Origin of the sequence: Burkholderia sp. RF4-BP95 (assembly GCF_001521985.1) — a bacterium.
Taxonomy (GTDB): Bacteria; Pseudomonadota; Gammaproteobacteria; order Burkholderiales; family Burkholderiaceae; genus Burkholderia; species Burkholderia diffusa.
Window position 1 is genome coordinate 1 of the sequence record NZ_LOSX01000034.1, and the last position, 18,605, is coordinate 18,605.

At 65.5% G+C, this 18,605-nt stretch carries 14 protein-coding genes, 2 tRNA genes and 1 pseudogene; 1 reads left to right on the forward strand and 16 read right to left on the reverse strand.

Annotated features, from left to right (window positions below; all coding sequences use genetic code 11):
- From WS46_RS14330 to gltX, 3 genes are all read right to left on the reverse strand, one after another.
- Positions 1–76: transfer RNA gene (locus WS46_RS14330), tRNA-Glu, on the reverse strand.
- A gap of 140 nt (positions 77–216) precedes the next feature.
- Positions 217–292, reverse strand: a tRNA-Ala gene (locus tag WS46_RS14335).
- 127 nt (positions 293–419) lie between these two features.
- A complete protein-coding gene (gene gltX, locus WS46_RS14340) occupies positions 420–1,829 on the reverse strand; it encodes a glutamate--tRNA ligase (protein WP_059535742.1) in 1,410 nt (469 codons plus the stop codon).
- A gap of 280 nt (positions 1,830–2,109) precedes the next feature.
- Here gltX and WS46_RS14345 point away from each other — a divergent pair, with 280 nt between their 5' ends.
- Positions 2,110–3,036 carry a patatin-like phospholipase family protein gene (locus WS46_RS14345; RefSeq protein ID WP_059535744.1) on the forward strand — a complete coding sequence of 309 codons (927 nt, stop codon included), beginning with the start codon at positions 2,110–2,112 and terminating at the stop codon, positions 3,034–3,036.
- A 128-nt stretch (positions 3,037–3,164) separates the two neighbouring features.
- On the opposite strand, the gene WS46_RS14350 is transcribed toward WS46_RS14345, so the two are convergent.
- The 13 genes and pseudogenes from WS46_RS14350 to WS46_RS14410 all read right to left on the reverse strand — a co-directional run bounded on the left by WS46_RS14350 (position 3,165) and on the right by WS46_RS14410 (position 18,581).
- Positions 3,165–3,839 (reverse strand): C40 family peptidase, encoded by a 675-nt coding sequence (locus WS46_RS14350; RefSeq protein WP_059535746.1) that lies wholly within the window; start codon positions 3,837–3,839, stop codon positions 3,165–3,167.
- A gap of 128 nt (positions 3,840–3,967) precedes the next feature.
- Positions 3,968–5,590, reverse strand: coding sequence for an ABC transporter ATP-binding protein (locus WS46_RS14355; protein WP_059690917.1), 1,623 nt, complete (start codon positions 5,588–5,590; stop codon positions 3,968–3,970).
- On the reverse strand, positions 5,587–6,684 hold the full coding sequence (locus WS46_RS14360) for an ABC transporter permease (protein ID WP_059690918.1): 1,098 nt from the start codon (positions 6,682–6,684) through the stop codon (positions 5,587–5,589). Before WS46_RS14360 ends, WS46_RS14355 begins: the two co-directional genes overlap by 4 nt.
- Positions 6,685–6,759: 75 nt before the next feature.
- Positions 6,760–7,803 (reverse strand): microcin C ABC transporter permease YejB, encoded by a 1,044-nt coding sequence (locus WS46_RS14365; RefSeq protein WP_059535752.1) that lies wholly within the window; start codon positions 7,801–7,803, stop codon positions 6,760–6,762.
- 52 nt (positions 7,804–7,855) lie between these two features.
- Positions 7,856–9,739 (reverse strand): extracellular solute-binding protein, encoded by a 1,884-nt coding sequence (locus WS46_RS14370; protein ID WP_059690919.1) that lies wholly within the window; start codon positions 9,737–9,739, stop codon positions 7,856–7,858.
- A 201-nt stretch (positions 9,740–9,940) separates the two neighbouring features.
- Positions 9,941–10,303, reverse strand: a complete 363-nt coding sequence (locus WS46_RS14375; RefSeq protein WP_059690965.1) for a hypothetical protein — start codon at positions 10,301–10,303, stop codon at positions 9,941–9,943.
- Positions 10,304–10,760: 457 nt separating this feature from the next.
- Positions 10,761–10,832 (reverse strand): annotated as a pseudogene (locus WS46_RS36755) (DNA-binding response regulator); the annotation flags it as partial.
- 282 nt (positions 10,833–11,114) lie between these two features.
- Complete coding sequence (gene cyoD / locus WS46_RS14380) at positions 11,115–11,447, reverse strand: cytochrome o ubiquinol oxidase subunit IV (RefSeq protein WP_059535756.1); 333 nt, start codon at positions 11,445–11,447, stop codon at positions 11,115–11,117.
- Positions 11,448–12,056, reverse strand: coding sequence for a cytochrome o ubiquinol oxidase subunit III (cyoC, locus tag WS46_RS14385; protein WP_059690920.1), 609 nt, complete (start codon positions 12,054–12,056; stop codon positions 11,448–11,450).
- Positions 12,056–14,062 (reverse strand): cytochrome o ubiquinol oxidase subunit I, encoded by a 2,007-nt coding sequence (gene cyoB, locus WS46_RS14390; protein WP_059690921.1) that lies wholly within the window; start codon positions 14,060–14,062, stop codon positions 12,056–12,058. Before cyoB ends, cyoC begins: the two co-directional genes overlap by 1 nt.
- Before the next feature lie 3 nt (positions 14,063–14,065).
- A complete protein-coding gene (gene cyoA, locus WS46_RS14395; RefSeq protein ID WP_059450408.1) occupies positions 14,066–14,953 on the reverse strand; it encodes a ubiquinol oxidase subunit II in 888 nt (295 codons plus the stop codon).
- 279 nt (positions 14,954–15,232) lie between these two features.
- Complete coding sequence (locus tag WS46_RS14405; protein WP_059690922.1) at positions 15,233–16,759, reverse strand: NADH-quinone oxidoreductase subunit M; 1,527 nt, start codon at positions 16,757–16,759, stop codon at positions 15,233–15,235.
- Between the two features lie 448 nt (positions 16,760–17,207).
- A complete protein-coding gene (locus WS46_RS14410; protein WP_059690923.1) occupies positions 17,208–18,581 on the reverse strand; it encodes a hypothetical protein in 1,374 nt (457 codons plus the stop codon).
- Positions 18,582–18,605: the final 24 nt, after the last annotated feature.

Genomic DNA, 18,605 nt, shown 5'->3' on the forward strand with positions numbered 1-18,605 from the left:
TGGCGTCCCCTAGGGGATTCGAACCCCTGTACTCACCGTGAAAGGGTGATGTCCTAGGCCTCTAGACGAAGGGGACATAATCTTTTCAGATCTGTCTGACTTTCGCTATTCATTCATCATCAACAGCGAAGGCCGAAATTCTAACTGCTTTAAATCATTTTGTGAAGCATTTATTACTACCACCACTGCTTCGCAAATCAATCCATTCTGTTCTGATGGTGGAGGTAAGCGGGATCGAACCGCTGACCTCTTGCATGCCATGCAAGCGCTCTCCCAGCTGAGCTATACCCCCTTGCAGAACAGAAATGAGATTATATGGACCGAATTTGAACTTGTAAATACCCTTTTTGCGATTCGAGCGAATTTTTTTGCGAAGCCGTCGTGACCTCATGCACGGGCGGCTTCGCCCCGCCCGAACCTCAGGCCAGCGCACCCTCGATACGCGACACCACGACGTCGCGACCGAACAGCACGAGCACCGCATCGATCGACGGCGTATGCGTCGTGCCCGCCACAAGCAGGCGCACCGGCATCGCAAGCTGCGGCATCTTCAGCTTGTGCGCGCCGAGCGTCGCCTTCAATGCCGCGGACACCGCTTCCTTCGTCCAGTCGGCCGTCTTCAGCGCGGCGACGAGATCGGCCAGCGCCGGGCGCACGGCGTCGGTCACATGCTGCGCGAGCGCGTCGGCGTCGGGCGCCGGCACGCGGTAGAACATCGCGGCGCCTTCGGCGATCTCCTTGACCGTCGTCGCGCGGTCCTTCATCAGGCCGACCACCGCGTCGAGCGCCGGGCCCGTCGCGATCGCCGCGTCGTCGATGCCGAGCGCGTCGAGGAACGGTTTCGCCAGCGCGGCGAGGCGCGCGTTGTCCGCTTCCTTGATGTAATGGGCGTTCAGCCAGCTCAGCTTGCTGTGGTCGTATTGCGCGGGCGACTTGCCGAGATGCTCGAGATCGAACCATTCGACGAACTGCTCGCGCGAGAAGATTTCGGCGTCGCCGTGCGACCAGCCGAGACGCGCGAGGTAGTTGACGACGGCCTCCGGCAGGAAGCCCGCGTCGCGGTACGCCATCACGCTCATCGCGCCATGCCGCTTGCTCATCTTCTCGCCCTGCTCGTTCAGCACGGTCGGCAGGTGCGCGTAGACGGGCGGCTCGCCGCCGAGCGCGCGCAGGATGTTGATCTGGCGCGGCGTGTTGTTCACGTGGTCGTCGCCACGGATCACGTGCGTGATGTTCATGTCCATGTCGTCCACGACCACGCAGAAGTTGTAGATCGGCGTGCCGTCCGGACGCGCGATCACGAGGTCGTCGAGTTCCTCGTTCGAGATCTCGACGCGCCCCTTCACTGCGTCGTCCCACACGACCGTGCCGGTCAGCGGGTTGCGGAACCGCAGCACAGGCTTCACACCGGCCGGCGGCTCGGGCAGGACCTTGCCCGGCTCCGGACGCCACGTGCCGTCATAGCGCGGCTTGAGGCCGGCCTCGCGCTGGCGTTCGCGCAGCGCGTCGAGTTCCTCAGCCGACATGTAGCACGGGTACGCAAGCCCCTGCTCGAGCATCTGCGCGAGCACCGCGCGATAGCGGTCCATCCGCTGCATCTGGTAGATCGGGCCTTCGTCGAAATCCAGGCCGAGCCACTGCATCCCTTCCAGGATCGCGTCGACGGCTTCCTGCGACGAGCGCTCGACGTCGGTATCCTCGATACGCAGCACGAACGTGCCTTTCATCTTGCGCGCGAACGCCCACGGATAAAGCGCGGAGCGGATGTTGCCGAGGTGGATGAAGCCGGTGGGACTCGGCGCGAAGCGGGTACGGACAGGACGGGTCATAAACGGTAACTCGAACGCCTGGGGCGCATGAATGATTCGACGCGGGATCGACGGCGACAGCCCGGACAGCAATGGGGCCGGCCGCGCCCGGAACGGGAAAGAAGCCGGAATTATACTCGCGCCGGTCTTCGCGCCAAGCGCGCCGCTTGCTTTATGATGTGCGCGCCGCGGCCGCCAGCCGGCGCCGCGCCGGCCGCCCGGTTTCCGCCGCACGGCCGCTCGGAACCTATCGCCGCCGCGGGCCGTCCGGCCCGCCGCCAAGCCGCCGGAGAACCACTCGATGTCGTCCCCTCGCCTGTCGCGCCGCCACTTCACGATCGCATGCGCATCCGCCAGCCTCGCCGCCTGCACGTCGTTCGGCGACAAGTCCCGCCCCGACAACGCCGCGAATCCCGCGCAATCGCGCGAGAAGCCCGTGAAGATCGGCATCGCGCTCGGCGGCGGCGCCGCCCGCGGCTTCTCGCACATCGGCGTGCTGAAGGCGCTGGAGGCACGCGGCATCCCGGTCGAGATCGTCGCCGGCACGAGCGCGGGCTCGGTGGTCGGAGCACTGTACGCGGCGGGGATGAGCGGGCTGCAGATCAACAAGATCGCGCTCGACATGGATCAGGCGGCGATCAGCGACTGGGCGCTGCCGTTCCGCTCGCGCGGGCTGCTGCAGGGCATCGCGCTGCAGAACTTCCTGAACAAGACGCTCAACAACCGGCCGATCGAAAAGATGGCGAAGCCGCTCGGCGTCGTCGCGACCGACCTGCAGAACGGCCAGCCGATCCTGTTCCAGCAGGGCAATACGGGGCTTGCGGTACGCGCGTCGTGCAGCGTGCCGTCGGTGTTCGAGCCCGTGAAGATCGGCAACCGCGAATACGTCGACGGCGGCCTCGTGAGCCCGGTGCCCGCGTCGTTCGCGCGCAAGATGGGCGCGAACTTCGTGATCGCGGTCGACATCTCGTCGCGACCGGACGGCGCGGCGACCACCAACCCGATCGAGATGCTGCTGCAGACTTTCACGATCATGGGTCAGACGATCAAGACCTACGAGCTCGACAAATACGCGGACGTCGTGATCCGCCCGAACCTCGCGGCAATGGGCGGCAGCGACTTCAACCAGCGCAACGCGGCCATCCTCGCCGGCGAGGAAGCGGTCGCGCGCATCATGCCCGAGTTGCAGCGCAAGCTTGCCGCAGCCCGCGGGGCAGTAGCGGCATAAGCGGACGCATCGCGGGGCGCGGCGCCGACGATGGCACCGCCTCCCCGCCACTTCCGCGCGCCCCAAAGCAAAAAACCCTGCCGCCTTTCGGTGACAGGGTTTTTGATCCGGCCGATCGCCGGCGAGCGTCAGTTGCTGCCGTTCGCCGCGTCGTCGCCGAGCGTCGCGCGCACGCGCTGGCGCAGGTCGTCGGCCTTCATCGGGAAGGCCGATTCGATCCGGCGCGCACCGGTGAAACGCTTTTCCCAGTAGCCGCTGTCGAGATCGTCGACGCGGACCGTGCTGCCCGTCGACGGCGAATGCACGAACTTGTTGTCGCCGATGTAGATGCCGACGTGCGAGAACGTACGGCGCATCGTGTTGAAGAACACGAGGTCGCCCGGCTTCAGGTTGCTCATGCTGACCTTCTCGCCGACGCGGCTCATCTCTTCCGCGCGACGCGGCAGCGACATGCCGAGCGTGTCCTGGAACACGTAGCGCACGAAACCGCTGCAGTCGAGGCCGGAATCCGGCGAGTTGCCGCCCCAGCGGTAACGCACGCCGATCATGTTCAGCGCGCCGACGACCACGTCGCCTGCCTTGCCGGCCATGCCGGCGAGGAACGACTTCGCGCCGCCGCTCGACGGCTGGGCGCTGGTCTGCTGGAGGGAGGAATTCGCCCCGATTTGAGTCGAATTCGTGACATTCTGGTTAAAACTGCTGACTTCGTCGGCGAACGCGCCGGGAGCTGCTGCGAACAGGGCGCCGATGAACAGCCCGGCGAGGGTGCGCGCGCATGCCTGGGTCAGGGATCGATGCTGCATTGGTCGATGGAATGTGCTTAAAAATCAGCTGATTGGCGGAAAATTTCGGTCGATACTAGCCAGCGCGTAATCGTTTGTCAAAACAAATTAAAAAATACAATCGAGATAGTCAGACCATTGGACGCTTATCACGCTTTCCAGACCGCTTTCAACAGCTTTTGTGTGTAAGGATGTGACGGTTTCGTGAAGATATCGGCCACGTCGCCGGACTCGACGATCGCCCCGCCCTGCATCACCGCGACCCGGTGCGCCATCGCGCCGATCACCTCCAGGTCGTGGCTGATGAATACATAGCCGAGGTTGTATTTCTGTTGCAAATTCGCGAGCAGTTTCAGCACCTGCTGCTGGATCGACACGTCGAGCGCCGAAGTCGGCTCGTCGAGGATGAGGATGCGCGGCTCCAGCACGAGCGCGCGTGCGATCGCGATCCGCTGGCGCTGCCCGCCCGAGAATTCGTGCGGATAGCGATGCAGCACCGTGCGGTCGAGGCCGACTTCGCGCAGCACGGCCAGCGACTTCGCGCGACGCGCGTCCGGCGTCAGTTCCGGGCGATGCAGTTCGAGCCCCTCGCCGACGATCCGCTCGATCGTGTGACGCGGCGACAGCGAGCTGAATGGATCCTGAAAGACGACCTGCATGTTCGAGCGCAGCGCGGTCTGTTCGCGGCCGCGGTAGGTCGACAGCGCGCGCCCCTGGAATTCGATCTCGCCGTGCACCGTCCGTTGCAGCCCGAGCAGCGCCATCGCGAGCGTCGACTTCCCGGAGCCGGATTCGCCGACGATCCCGAGCGTCTCGCCCTGCCGCACCGACACGGACACATCCGCAACCGCCGTCACGGGCATCGTGCCGAACCAGCCCGCGAAGCCCGGCCGCTTGCGCGCGAACTGCACGCTGACGTGACGCGCATCGAGCACGACGGGCGCGATCGGCAGCACCGGCGCGACCGTGCGCTGCGGCCGGCTGTTCAGCAGCCGCCGGGTATACGGATGCTCCGGCTCCGCGAAGATCCGCTCGACCGGCCCGCTTTCGACCAGCTTGCCGCGCTCCATGACCGCGACCCGCTCGGCGAAGTGCCGCACGAGATTCAGGTCATGCGTGATCAGCAGGATCGCCATCCCGCGCTTTTGGGCCTCCTCGCGCTGCAGCTCGAGCAGCAGATCGACGATCTGCGCGCGGATCGTCACGTCGAGCGCGGTGGTCGGCTCGTCCGCGAGCAAGAGGCGCGGTCGGCACGCGAGCGCCATCGCGATCATCGCGCGCTGCCGCTGGCCGCCCGACAACTGATGCGGGTAACTGTCGACCCGCTTCTCCGGCTCCGCGATGCCGGTGCGCGCGAGCAGCGCGATCGCGCGCTTGCGCGCCTCCCCCGCCGTCACGCCGTCGTGCAGCACGATCGTCTCGCCGATCTGCGCGCCGATCGTGTACAGCGGGTTGAGCGCCGTCATCGGCTCCTGGAAGATCATCGCGATGTCCGAGCCGCGCAGCCCGCGCATCTCGCGCTCGCTCTTGCCGGCGAGGTCGTGCCCGGCGAAGCGGATCGTGCCGCTTACGTCGGCGTCGCGCAGCAGCCGCAGGATCGACAGCGCGGTCACGCTCTTGCCCGACCCCGACTCGCCGACGAGCGCGACGCGCTCGCCGCGGCCGATCGCGAGCGTCACGTCGTCGACGGCCACCGTGTCGCCGAAGCGCACGTGCAGATGCTCGAGCGACAGCAGCGGTTCGCCCGCGTTCGATACGACCGTGTCGCTCATCGCTGGCCTCCCGCCGCGCGCACCGAGTCGGCGATCCGCGTGTCGAGCGCGTTGCGCAGCGCGTCGCCCATGAAGGTCAGCAACAGCAGCGTCGCGACCAGCACGCCGAACGTCGACAGCGAGATCCACCATGCGTCGAGATTGCCCTTGCCCTGCGCGAGCAGCTCGCCGAGGCTCGGCGTCGGCGGCGGCACGCCGAGCCCGAGGAAGTCGAGGCTCGTGAGCGCGAGGATCGCACCGCTCATCCGGAACGGCAGAAACGTGATCACGGGCGTCATGCTGTTCGGCAGCACGTGGCGCCAGATGATCTGCCAGTTCGTGAGGCCCATCGCCCGGGCCGCGCGCACGTAGTCCTGCGTGCGGTTGCGCAGGAATTCGGCGCGCACGTAGTCGGCCAGGCCGATCCAGCCGAACAGCGACAGCAGTACGATCAGCAGCAGGAAGCTCGGCTCGAAGATCGACGCGAAGATGATCAGCAGGTACAGCTCGGGCAGCGAACTCCAGATCTCGATCAGCCGTTGCCCGACGATGTCGATGCGCCCGCCGAAGAAGCCCTGCACCGCGCCCGCGGCGATCCCGAGCAGCGTGCCGATCGCGGTCAGGATCAGCCCGAACTCGACCGACACGCGGAACCCGTACACGAGCCGCGCGAGCAGGTCGCGCCCCTGCGCGTCGGTGCCAAGCCAGTTCGCGCGGGACGGCGGCGCCGGGTTCGGCACGGTCGAAAAGTAATTCAGCGTGTCGTAGTAATAGCGGTTCGGCGGATAGATGACGAAGTTGCCCGGCGCCTCGAGCCGCTTGCGGACGTACGGATCGAGATAGTCGGCCGGCGTCGGGAAGTCGCCGCCGAAGGTCGTCTCCGGATACGCATGGAACATCGGGAAATAGGTCTGGCCGTCGTAGCGCACGACGAGCGGCTTGTCGTTCGACCATAGCGGCGCCGCGAGGCTCGCGGCGAACGCGACGACGAAGATCACGAAGCTCCAGTAGCCGAGACGCTGCTGGCGAAAGCGCTGCCAGACACGGCGCGCGGGCGACGGCGACACGCGCGCGCGCGCCGCGTCGATGCGGGACGACACGACGGCCCGGTTCATCGCGCACCTCGCCCGGCGAGCGCGGGCAGGCGGACGGGCGCGCCGGCGAGCGGCGTGCTGGCGGACGGTTTCATGTCAGCGCTCCAGATTGTCGAATTGAATGCGCGGGTCGACCCACACGTAGCAGAGGTCGGAGATCAGCTTGGTCGCGAGTCCGATCAGCGTGAACAGGTACAGCGTGCCGAGCACGACCGGATAGTCGCGCCGCACGACCGACTCGTACGACAGCAGCCCGAGGCCGTCGAGCGAAAACAGCGTCTCGATCAGCAGGCTGCCCGTGAAAAACGCGCCGATGAACGCGGCCGGAAACCCGACGATCAGCGGCAGCATCGCGTTGCGGAACACGTGCTTCCACAACACGGTGCGCTCGGCGAGCCCTTTCGCGCGCGCGGTCAGCACGTACTGCTTGCGGATTTCGTCGAGGAACGCGTTCTTCGTGAGCATCGTGATGACCGCGAAACTGCCGACGACCGATGCGGTGATCGGCAACGCGATGTGCCACAGATAGTCGAGCACCTTGCCGGCGAGCGACAGCTGGGCGAAGTTGTCCGACGTGAGCCCGCGCAGCGGGAACAACTGCCAGAACGAGCCGCCGCCGAACAGCACGAGCAGCAGCACGCCGAGCACGAAGCCCGGAATCGCGTAGCCGACCAGCACGACGAGGCTCGTCGCGACATCGAACGGCGAGCCGTTGCGCACGGCCTTCGCGATGCCGAGCGGCACGGAGATCAGATAGGTGACGAAGAACGTCCACAACCCGATGCTGATCGACACCGGCAGCTTCTGCACGATCAGCGACCACACGCTCTGGTGGCGGAAGTAGCTGTCGCCGAGATCGAAGCGCGCGAAGCGCTTCAGCATCAGCCAGTAACGCTCGAGCGGCGGCTTGTCGAAGCCGTACAGCGCCTTGAGCTGCGCGAGCTGCTGCGCGTCGACGCCGGTATGCGCGCGCATCCCGAACGGCGCCGCACCCTGCTCCGTCGCGCCCTTGCGCAGTTCCTGCACGGCCTGTTCGACCGGGCCGCCCGGCACGAACTGGATCACCGCGAACGTGAGCGTGAGCACGCCGACGAGCGTCGGGATCATCAGCAGCAGGCGTTTGAGGATGTAGCTCCACATAGGGCGTCGACTCGCGATCGATAGGCTGGGTTGAACGAAGGGCCGGCAGGCTTCAGTGATCGGGCTTGGCCCACCACGTCGACACGACCCAGCCCTCGGCCGAATAGTACAGCGGCAGCGTCTGCGGATAGCCGAGCGTGCGCTTGTATGCGATCCGGTGCGTGGTGCTGTACCACTGCGGGACCGCGTAATAGCCGTGCATCAGCACGCGATCGAGCGCATGCGTCGCGTCGAGCAGGTCGTCGCGCGTCTGCGCGGCGCCGAGCGCATGCAGCAGCGTGTCGACGGCCGGCGACTTCAATCCGATGATGTTGTCGGAGCCCGGCTCGTCGGCGAACTTGCTGGCGTAGCGCGAGAACTGCTCGGCGCCCGGCACCTGCACGCCCGGCAGACGGACCGTCGTCATGTCGTAGTCGAATGCGTCGAGCCGCTTCTGCAGCAGCGCGTAATCGGCCGTGCGAAAGCGCGCGTCGATGCCGAGCTTCGCGAGGTTGCGCTGATAGGCGGTCACGACGCCTTCCATCGCCGCGCCCGAATCGTCGAGGATCTCGAACGTGAACGGCTCGCCCTGCGCGTTGCGCAACGCGCCGTCCCGGTAGGTCCAGCCGGCCTGCGCGAGCAGCGCGCGCGCCTTCAGCAGATTCGCGCGCAGCGAGCCTGGCGGGTTCGTGTTCGGCTGCGTGACCATCGGCCCGAACACGGCCGGGTCGAGCTGCGCGCGCAACGGCTCCAGCAGTTTCAGCTCGCCCGGGCCCGGCGTGCCGGTCGCCTGCAGGTCGGTATCGGCGAAATAGCTGTCGAGGCGCGTGTACGCGCTATAGAACAGCTGGCGGTTCAGCCATTCGAAGTCGAATGCTAGATCGAGCGCCTGGCGCACGCGCACGTCGCGAAACTGCGGCCGGCGCAGGTTCATGAAGAAACCCTGCATGCCCGCGCCGTTGTGCTGGCGGAATTCGCGCTTGACGAGCTCGCCGCTGTCGAAGCGCTTGCCGACGTCGCGTCGCGTCCAGTTGCGCGCGATGTATTCGACCAGCACGTCGTACTCGCCGGCCTTGAACGCCTCGAGACGCGCGACGCCGTCGCCGTACAGCTTGTAGACGATCCGCTCGAAGTTGTCGGTGCCGATCCGCACCGGCAGATCGGCGCCCCAGTACGCGGGATTGCGCCGGTACGTAATGGTGCGGCCGTTGTCGTAGCGCTCGATCAGGTACGGACCGCTGCCGATCGGCTGCTCGAACGCGAGCTGGTCGAACGGAATCCGCGAACCGTCCGCGCGCAGCCCCCACTTGCGCGAGAACACCGGCACGCCGCCGGCGATCAGCGGCAGCTCGCGGTTCGCGCTGCGGAATTCGAAGCGCACCGTCGCAGGATCGATCACCACGGCCTTCGCGATTTCGGCGAAATACGCGCCGAACTGCGGTGCGGCCAGCTTGCTCTTCAGCGTGTCGAACGAGAACCTCACGTCCTCGGCCGTGACCGGATCGCCGTTCGAGAAGCGCGCGCGCGGGTTCAGGTGGAACGTGACCGAGCGGCGGTCCGGCGCGATCGCGATGTCGTCGGCGAGCAGCCCGTAGGCGGAGGACGGTTCGTCCATGCTGCCGGTCGCAAGGCTCTCGAACAGCAAGTCGATGCCCGGCGCAGGGTTGCCGCGCATGGTGAACGGATTGAACTTGTCGAACGATGTCAGCCGGTTCGGGTTCGCGAGCACGAGCGTGCCGCCCTTCGGCGCGTCCGGGTTCACGTAGTCGAAATGCTTGAAGCCCGGCGGATATTTCGGCTCGCCGTACTGCGCGATCGCATGCGCCGCGTGCGCGGCCGTCGCGGCGAGTACCGCCTGTATTGCCCATGCTGCCGCCGTGCGGCCGGCGGCACGTACTGCACGCGCGGCGCCGAAGCGGGTACGCGCGGCGGCGGCCCGGGGCGAACCCTTCGTCATAGAGGCCCTGTCGGTCGATTGAGGGATGGAACGTGGGTCGATTCTACCCATTCAATTCGACGTCGAGCCAGCCTGCGGCTTTTGGTGCGTGGCGCCGGCGCATCGCGAGCGCCGCGCGCGGCCCGTGCAGACAAAAGAAAACCGCCACGCGGGCGGTCTTCATCTGATGCGCGCACGCGGCACGCGTGCGTCGCATGTCGATCAACGCCAGCCGTTGTGGCGGCCGTTATCCCAATGACCGTGACCGCGATCGCCGCCCCAGCCGCGGCCATGATGGCGATACCACTCGTCGCGGCCCCAGTAGCGGCGGCCGTCCCAGTAACGATCGCCGTGCCAGCCGATCACGATCGCCGGTGCCGGCGCGTAGATGGGCGCCGGTGCATACACGGGCGCCGGCTGGTAGACGACCGGCGGAGGCGGCGGCGCATACACGGGCGCGGGCGCGACGTAGACCGGAGCCGGCACGCCGACGTTGATCCCGACATTGACTCCCGCCATTGCTGCGCCCGACACGAGCAAGGCCGTCATACCGGTCATGAGCGAGGCAACACGCAAAGTCTTCATGGATTCCTCTTCGAGTTGTTTCATGTGTGATTCGACTATAGCGACAAGCGCCGTCCCGGCATATTTCAAGTTTGTAAGAACTGATGCGCAGCATCGCAACGGGAAGCGCGCGCTAACGTCTTGTAACAATTGGCGCCCGGCCGTCGCGCCTCGCTCCCCGGCCCGCCTTGCCGCACGGACCGCGAGCCCGCTCCACCCTTCCTGAAACATCTTTCATCCTGGCCCGCGCCCGGCGTTAAGCGGCGCAACGCACACTGCGCAAGCCGATGCGGGCTCGCGCCACGCGTCGGCACCTCGCTGACAGGCCGGCGCCCCGCGCCGGCGGAGACCTCGCCGATGCTGAAACTCGTCCGACTCGCGCTCGCGCGCCCCTATACGTTCATCGTCCTTGCCCTGCTGATCCTGATCGCCGGGCCGCTCGCGGCACTGCGCACGCCGACCGACATTCTTTCCGACATCCGCGCGCGGTCAGTTCGCCAACGATCTCGTTCGCGGTCACCGCATCGTCTTCGACCGTCAGTACTCGCATGCCTGTCCTCGCAATGGATGTCACGACGCGCGCATCCGATGCGCGCGCGACTCTCGTAGACGCCCCGATCGCCATCCGGCGCTAGATGAAAATAGCTTCATCCGGCATCGGGCGAACGCGGGTGAAACATGTTTCATCCGTGCGTCGCCCGCCCGGCCCCGCGCGCCGCCTACGCTGACGTCATGCGGCATCGGGCCGCGAAAAATGAGAAAAGGCGGCACTTGCGTGCCGCCTTTTTTTGCACGAAGCGCATGGAGATCGTCCGCTGCGCCGCGATGACGTTCAGCGCGACATCATGTTCATGCTGACGTTGTGCATCACCCACAGCGTGCCGACGATCAGGATCGCCGCGGTCAGCACGGTGTAGCTGAACGCCATCACATTCCAGCGCTGGCCGGAGGAACCGTTCATGTGCAGGAAGTACACGAGGTGCACGACGATCTGCACGAATGCGAGCACGGCCAGCGCGATCAGCGATGCGTGCGGCGACAGCACGCCGCCCATCACGAGGCCGAACGACGCGGCGGTGAGCACGACCGACAGGATGAAGCCGGCGACATAGCCGCCGACGCTGCCGTGCCCTTCTTCGAGTTGAGACGAATGCGAATGAGCCATTTAGATCACGCTCGCGAGATAGACAAAGGAAAACACGCAGATCCACACAATGTCGAGGAAGTGCCAGAAGAGGCTCAGGCACGTCAGGCGCCGCAGGTCGCGATCGGTCAGGTCGCCGCCGCGCGATACGATCTGCCCGGCGAGCACGATCATCCACACCAGGCCGGCCGTCACGTGCAGCCCGTGCGTGCCGACCAGCGTGAAGAACGCCGACAGGAACGCGCTGCGCTGCGGGCCCGCGCCTTCCGCGATCAGGTGCGAGAACTCGCGCAGTTCCATCGCGAGGAACGCCGCGCCGAGCACGAACGTCACCGCGAGCCATGCGAGCAGCGCGCCGCGCCGCTGCTTATACGCGGCCAGCATCGCGAAACCGTAGGTGATGCTCGACAGCAGCAGCGCGGCCGTCTCGACCGCGACGCCCGGAATGTCGAACAGGTCCTTCGCGGTCGGACCGCCCGCGTACTGGTTGCCGAGCACCGCGAACGTCGCGAACAGCGCCGCGAAGATCACGCAGTCGGTCATCAGGTACAGCCAGAAGCCGAACACCGAGTGCGACGGCGGATGGTCGTCGTGCTCGAGCAGGGTTGCGCTCAAGGTTTTCTGCAACATCAGTTGGCCTCCAGTTCCACGTCGTCGACATGCGTGGCCACGCGTGCCGCCGGTTGCTTCTCTTCGATCCTGCGCACCTTCGACGCCGGGATGTAGTAGCCGTCGTTGTCGCGCGAGCTGTAGACCACGAGCGTCGCGACGATGCCGACCAGGCCGCCGATGGCCATCCACCAGATGTGCCACACGAGCGCGAAGCCCAGCACCAGGCTGAAGATCGCGACCACGAGACCCGCACACGTATTCGACGGCATGTGGATGTCGCGGATCGTCGCCGGGTTCGGCCGGCCGTCGCCGCGCGCCTTCATGTCGGCGTACGCGTCGAGCGTGCGCACTTGCGGGATCACCGCGAAGTTGTACTCGGCCGGCGGCGACGAGGTCGCCCATTCCAGCGTGCGGCCGCCCCACGGATCGCCCGTGGTGTCGCGGTATGCCGGCAGGTTGCGGTTGCGGATGCTGACGACCAGTTGCAGCAGCTGGCATGCGATGCCGATCGCGATCAGCACGGCGCCGAACGCGGCGACCAGCAGCCACGGATGCCACGCCGGGTTGTCGTAGTGATTCAGACGCCGCGTCATGCCCATGAAGCCGAGCACGTAGAGCGGCACGAACGCGACGTAGAAGCCGACCTGCCAGAACCAGAACGCGGCCTTGCCGAGCTTCTCGTTCAGCTTGAAGCCGAACGCCTTCGGGAACCAGTAGTTGAAGCCCGCGAGATAGCCGAACAGCACGCCGCCGATGATCACGTTGTGGAAGTGCGCGATCAGGAACAGGCTGTTGTGCAGCACGAAGTCCGCGCCCGGGATCGCCATCATCACGCCGGTCATGCCGCCGAGCGTGAACGTGACCATGAAGCCGATCGTCCACAGCACCGGCGTCGTGAATTCGATCCGGCCGCGGAACATCGTAAACAGCCAGTTGAACACCTTCACGCCGGTCGGGATCGCGATGATCATCGTCATGATCCCGAAGAACGCGTTGACGTTCGCACCGGAACCCATCGTGAAGAAGTGATGCAGCCACACGAGGAACGACAGCACCATGATCGCGCAGGTCGCGTACACCATCGTCTTGTAGCCGAACAGCGGCTTCTTCGAGAACGTCGCGATGACTTCCGAGAAGATGCCGAACGCCGGCAGGATCAGGATGTACACCTCCGGATGGCCCCACGCCCAGATCAGGTTCAGATACAGCATCGCGTTGCCGCCGGCTTCGTTCGTGAAGAAGTGCATGCCGAGGTAACGGTCGAGGCCGAGCAGCGCGAGCGTCGCGGTCAGGATCGGGAACGACGCCATGATCAGCACGTTCGTGCAGAGGGCCGTCCACGTGAACACCGGCATCTTCATCAGCGTCATGCCGGGCGCGCGCATCTTGATGATCGTCACGAAGAAGTTCACGCCGGTCAGCAGCGTGCCGACACCCGAGATCTGCAGCGCCCACAGGTAGTAGTCGACCCCTACCCCGGGACTGAACTGCAGCTCCGACAGCGGCGGATACGCGAGCCAGCCCGTCTGCGCGAACTCGCCGATCACGAGCGACACGTTGATCAGGATCGCGCTGACCGCGGTCATCCAGAACGACAGCGAGTTGATGAACGGAAACGCGACGTCGCGCGCGCCGATCTGCAGCGGCACGACGAGGTTCATCAGGCCGACCATGAACACCATCGCCATGAAGAAGATCATGATCACGCCGTGTGCCGTGAAGATCTGGTCATAGTGGTGCGGCGGCAGGTAGCCGGGCGCGTTGTACGCGAGCGCGAGCTGCATGCGCATCATGATCGCGTCGGCGAAGCCGCGCAGCAGCATGATCAGCGCGACGATGATGTACATCACGCCGAGTTTCTTGTGGTCGACCGTCGTCAGCCATTCCGTCCACAGCCACTTCCAGCGGCCGGTGATCGTCAGCGCGGCGAGGATGCCCAGCACGACCAGCCCCATGAAGGCGCCGGCCCCCATGATGATGGGCTGATCGAACGGGATCGCCGATAGTGTGAGTTTGCCGAACATGCGTTACCCCTTCGTGCCGCAGGCGGCGTCCTTCAGGTCGAGGACGTGGCCATCGTTGTATTTCGCGATGATGTTGTGGAAGAGCCGCGGATCGACCGACGAGAAGTAGCGCACGGGCGCCTTCTCGCTGGGCTGCGCGACGGTGCCGTACACGGTCGCGTCGAGCCGGTCGGGCGACGCCTTCACCTTCTGCACCCAGGCGTCGAACTGCTCGCGCGGCTCGGCGAGCGTGCGGAACTTCATGTCGGAGAAGCCGCGGCCGCTGAAGTTGGCGGACGTGCCCGCGTAGTCGCCGGCTTCGTCGGCGATCAGGTGCAGGCGCGTCTGCATGCCGGCCATCGCATACACCTGGCCGCCGAGCTGCGGAATGAAGAACGAGTTCATCACCGAATCGGATGTGATGCGGAAGTTCACCGGTGTGCCGACCGGAATCGCGAGCTGGTTCACCGACGCGATGCCGAGTTCCGGATAGATGAACAGCCACTTCCAGTCGAGCGCGACGACCTCGACGTCGATCGGCTTCACCGACGACTCGAGCGGCTTGTACGGATCGAGCTCGTGCGTGGTTTTCCACGTGAGCACGCCGAGAAACAGGATGATCAGCGTCGGCACCGTCCAGATCACGACTTCGATCGCGGTCGAGTGCGACCAGTTCGGCGCGTACGCGGCGTTGCGGTTCGATGCGCGATAACGCCACGCGAACCACAGCGTGAGCAGGATCACCGGCACGACGACGATCAGCATCGCCCATGTCGACGTCGCGATCAGCGCCTTTTCCGCCGCGCCGACGCTTCCTTTCGGATTTAGTACATCTAAATTACAGCCTGACAGGCTCAACGCCGCACCGATCGATATCAGCGCCGTCCAGCCTCTTGAAGCTTTTCTTTTCATCACACAGCCCGAGGGTCATTGAATCCGTTGCGTATGCCCGATGCGCAGTCGATCCACGAAAGTGGCCGAATCATACGTCGCGCGGGTGCGACGAAAAACCGGTGGATGCGGCAAATCATCATTGCAAAATCTGCTGTGAGACAGATTGTCGCGGGGCAATTTCACGCAGCCGGAAGGCGAGCACGAGCCGGCCGGACGCCGCCCGCGCCCGACCGGATGAATGTGCGTGCAACGACCGCGTCGTCGTGCGATGCGGCCGTTGTACGCGACGTCACGCCATCAGCCGTGCGTCGCTGCCATGTACGCCTGCGCGGGCGCGCCGCCCTCCCCGGCCGGCAGCTTCGAATGGCTGGCGTCGTCGATCAGCCGCGCGACGGTCGGGTCGATCGCGTCGGTGAACGGCTTCGGATCGACGCCGACCATCAGCACGATCAGCGCGAGCGACGCGAACATCACGATCTCGCGACGGCTGAGATCGGCGAGCTTCGCGATGCGCGCGCTCGCGACCTTGCCGAACACGACGCGCTTGACCATCCACAGCGTGTACGACGCGCTGAGGATCAGCGTGAGCGCCGCGATCGCGCCGATCCAGAAGTTGACGCGGATCGCGCCCATGATGACCATGAACTCGCCGACGAAGCCCGACGTGCCCGGCAGGCCGACGTTGGCCATCGCGAACAGCAGCGCGAACGTCGCGAAGCGCGGCATGACACCCGCCACGCCGCCGTACGCGGCGATCTCGCGCTGCTTCGTGCGATCGACCAGCACGCTCACGCACAGCAGCATCGCGCCCGCGACGAAGCCGTACGACACGAGCTGCACGATCGCGCCTTCGACGCCGATCTGGTTGAACAGGAACAGCCCGAGCGTGACGATCCCCATGTGCGCGACCGTCGAATATGCGAGCAGCTTGCCGAGATCGGTCTGCGCGAGCGCGATCAGGCTCGCGTAGACGATCGCGAACAGCGACAGCGCGATCACGGCCGGCGCGAAGAAGTGGCTCGCGTCCGGTGTGATCGGCAGCGCGAAGCGCAGGAAGCCGTAGCCGCCGAGCTTGAGCATCGCGAGCATCAGCGCCGCGCCCGTCGGGCCGTCCGTATAGACGTCGCGCAGCCACGTATGCACCGGCCACATCGGCACCTTGACCGCGAATGCGGCGAAGAAACCGAGGAACACCAGCAACTGCGGTGCGAAGCCGAGCTGCAGCGTGCGCCATGCGTTCATGTCGAACGTATGCGACTTCGCGTACAGGTACAGCATCGCCATCAACAGCAGCAGCGAACCCGCGAACGAGATGAAGAAGAACTTCACGGCCGCGTAGACGCGGTGCTCCCTGCCCCACGTGCCGATCAGCAGATACAGCGGAATCAGCGTCGCCTCGAAGAAGATGAAGAACAGCAGCCCGTCCTGCGCGACGAACACGCCGACCATCAGCCCCGACAGGATCAGGAACGACGCGTAGTACTGCGCGACGCGCACCGTCACCGACTCCCACGACGCGATCACGACGACGAGCGTCGTGAAAGCGGTCAGCACGACGAGCCACAGCGACGCGCCGTCGATCCCGACGCGCCAGCCGGCGTTGAACGCCGCCAGCCAGTTGCGGGTTTCGGCGAACTGCATCGCGGCCGAGTGCGAATCGAAGCCGGCGACGAGCGGCGCGACGGCGGCGAGCCCCGCGAACGCGCCGACGAGCGCGATCAGCCTCGTGCGCCGGAGATGACGGTCGGAACCGGCACGCAGCAGGCACGCGCCGAACAGGATCGGAACCCAGATCGCCAGGCTCAGAAAGGGGAAATCATGCATGTCAACAGGCCTTGAGAAGGTCGCGCACTGCGTTGGGAACAGGCGTGACGAAGGGAACGAAATCAAATCGACAGATAGATTTCGTGGATCGCCATTGTTGGCAAAATGTAAAGCGGAATCAGCGCAAAGGTTGACGCCGCTCAAGCGCAATCGGGTTAACCAGCATAAGGTGATTGATTATTTTTTGCATTGCAGCAAAGCTGCGTTTCACGATGCTCAGATACGTCGCTGATTTTTATGAGTAATTTTTTGTATTGCGACGCGGCGTCGGTCGCGTGAATCGGTGCGATGCCGCATTTTTGTCTGAAGCCGATGCTTCGGAGCGCAAGGAGGTGAATGCGGGGAAGGATGAACGGGACCGATTCAATCCTTACATCGACGCTTTCATTTTTACTTCAATGACCGACGATCGCCGCGATCCGGAATCCGGAAGTCGCGGCGCATTCCGTTAGCGCTGATGGCTCAGCCGGTCCCACACGCGCATCGTCACCGCGCGGTAGTGGTTGTGTTGCGCGGGGAAATGGACGAAACGGCTGTCTTGCGTCGCATAGACGGGCGACGACGCGAGCGACGTCGCATCGACGATGTAGCGCGCGTCGATCATGCCCGCCTCCAGCAGTTCGACATAGATCGCCTGCTGGTCGCCGCCGCTCGCATAGACTGACGACCGATCGTCGAAGCTCTCGATGCGCGCGCATATGCGCTCGACCAGTTCGCGCATCGGCGCGACATTGCGCACGCCGATCATGCACGAGTTGATCGCCCAGGCCGTGTGGTCGGTGCCGATCACGAAATCGCGGCCGTCGATCACGCTGTCGACCGTCTGCCGCTGGTCGATCGCGAGGATGTCGGCGTCGACCCAGAACACGAACGCGTGATCGGGCAGATGTTCGCGAATCAGGTGCAGCTTCGCCCAGTTTGCATCGACGCCGGCCGGCAGGAACGCGGGCGGTTCGCGATACGCGTGGTACGCATAGCCGTGTCGCGTGCAATAGCGAATGAAGTTCTCTTCGTGAAGATCGCCGTAACCGGCGATGTGCGACGTGTGCAGACTCACGAACGCGATGTCTGCATGCGGGTTCAGGTGCCGCACCGGCTCGCGCGTTCGTTGCTGCGCGGCGCGCCAGTCGTCCATTGCGCGCGGCTGCTCGCCTCGCTGAACGCGCGCCGCATCGTCGACGAGCGCGAGCACATAGCGAAAGTCGTAGTCGGGCGTCGGCGCCCATACGCCATCGATCTGCTGCCATTCCGGCGCGTGGTGCGCCACGAGCGGATGCGCGCCGACGACCTCGTCGATCGCAAGCCCATCGCCCCACACCGTCTGGGCCGACGCGAAATAGCCGGTCGCGAGCGGCTGATCGAACGGCAGCGGCGGGAAGTGCTCGGCAAGCAGCGTCGCCTCGCACGCATGGTGCCGCTCGGGCAGGCGCATCGCCCACTTGCCCAGCTCGACCACCAGCTTGCGCAAGCGCTCGCGCACGTCGGGCACGTTGCGAAAGATCATGCCGCTTGGGGCGGGCAGCGGCGATTTCGACGTCTGCGTCGTGACGATCGCGTCATAACCGTCGGCGACATCCGGCAGCGCATGCTGGCCGAACACCACCGAGAACGGATCGAGCACGAGCAGCAACACGCCCCGCTCCATCGCGACGAGCTGCGCGATGATCGCGTGGTACTTGTGCAGCACCTGCTGGCGCTCGCCATACACGTGCGTGCCGTCGACGATCGCGTGCCGGTAGCCGCGGCCCCGCGCGTAGCGTTCGTGATTGTCGACGAGCCCGTCGACGGGTCGATGCGAAAGGATGGTCAGTACGGAATGCATGCGTGCCGGAACTCCGGGTTGAGC

Excerpts from the sequence above, each read along its gene's own strand:
- cyoA (WP_059450408.1), bottom strand. The coding sequence starts at position 14,953 with ATGAAAAGAAAAGCTTCAAGAGGCTGGACGGCGCTGATATCGATCGGT.
- cyoC (WP_059690920.1), bottom strand. The coding sequence starts at position 12,056 with ATGTTGCAGAAAACCTTGAGCGCAACCCTGCTCGAGCACGACGACCAT.
- WS46_RS14405 (WP_059690922.1), bottom strand. The coding sequence starts at position 16,759 with ATGCATGATTTCCCCTTTCTGAGCCTGGCGATCTGGGTTCCGATCCTG.
- WS46_RS14350 (WP_059535746.1), bottom strand. The coding sequence starts at position 3,839 with ATGCAGCATCGATCCCTGACCCAGGCATGCGCGCGCACCCTCGCCGGG.
- WS46_RS14355 (WP_059690917.1), bottom strand. The coding sequence starts at position 5,590 with ATGAGCGACACGGTCGTATCGAACGCGGGCGAACCGCTGCTGTCGCTC.
- WS46_RS14345 (WP_059535744.1), top strand. The coding sequence starts at position 2,110 with ATGTCGTCCCCTCGCCTGTCGCGCCGCCACTTCACGATCGCATGCGCA.
- cyoD (WP_059535756.1), bottom strand. The coding sequence starts at position 11,447 with ATGGCTCATTCGCATTCGTCTCAACTCGAAGAAGGGCACGGCAGCGTC.
- WS46_RS14365 (WP_059535752.1), bottom strand. The coding sequence starts at position 7,803 with ATGTGGAGCTACATCCTCAAACGCCTGCTGCTGATGATCCCGACGCTC.
- WS46_RS14360 (WP_059690918.1), bottom strand. The coding sequence starts at position 6,684 with ATGAACCGGGCCGTCGTGTCGTCCCGCATCGACGCGGCGCGCGCGCGC.
- cyoB (WP_059690921.1), bottom strand. The coding sequence starts at position 14,062 with ATGTTCGGCAAACTCACACTATCGGCGATCCCGTTCGATCAGCCCATC.
- gltX (WP_059535742.1), bottom strand. The coding sequence starts at position 1,829 with ATGACCCGTCCTGTCCGTACCCGCTTCGCGCCGAGTCCCACCGGCTTC.
- WS46_RS14410 (WP_059690923.1), bottom strand. The coding sequence starts at position 18,581 with ATGCATTCCGTACTGACCATCCTTTCGCATCGACCCGTCGACGGGCTC.
- WS46_RS14370 (WP_059690919.1), bottom strand. The coding sequence starts at position 9,739 with ATGACGAAGGGTTCGCCCCGGGCCGCCGCCGCGCGTACCCGCTTCGGC.
- WS46_RS14375 (WP_059690965.1), bottom strand. The coding sequence starts at position 10,303 with ATGAAGACTTTGCGTGTTGCCTCGCTCATGACCGGTATGACGGCCTTG.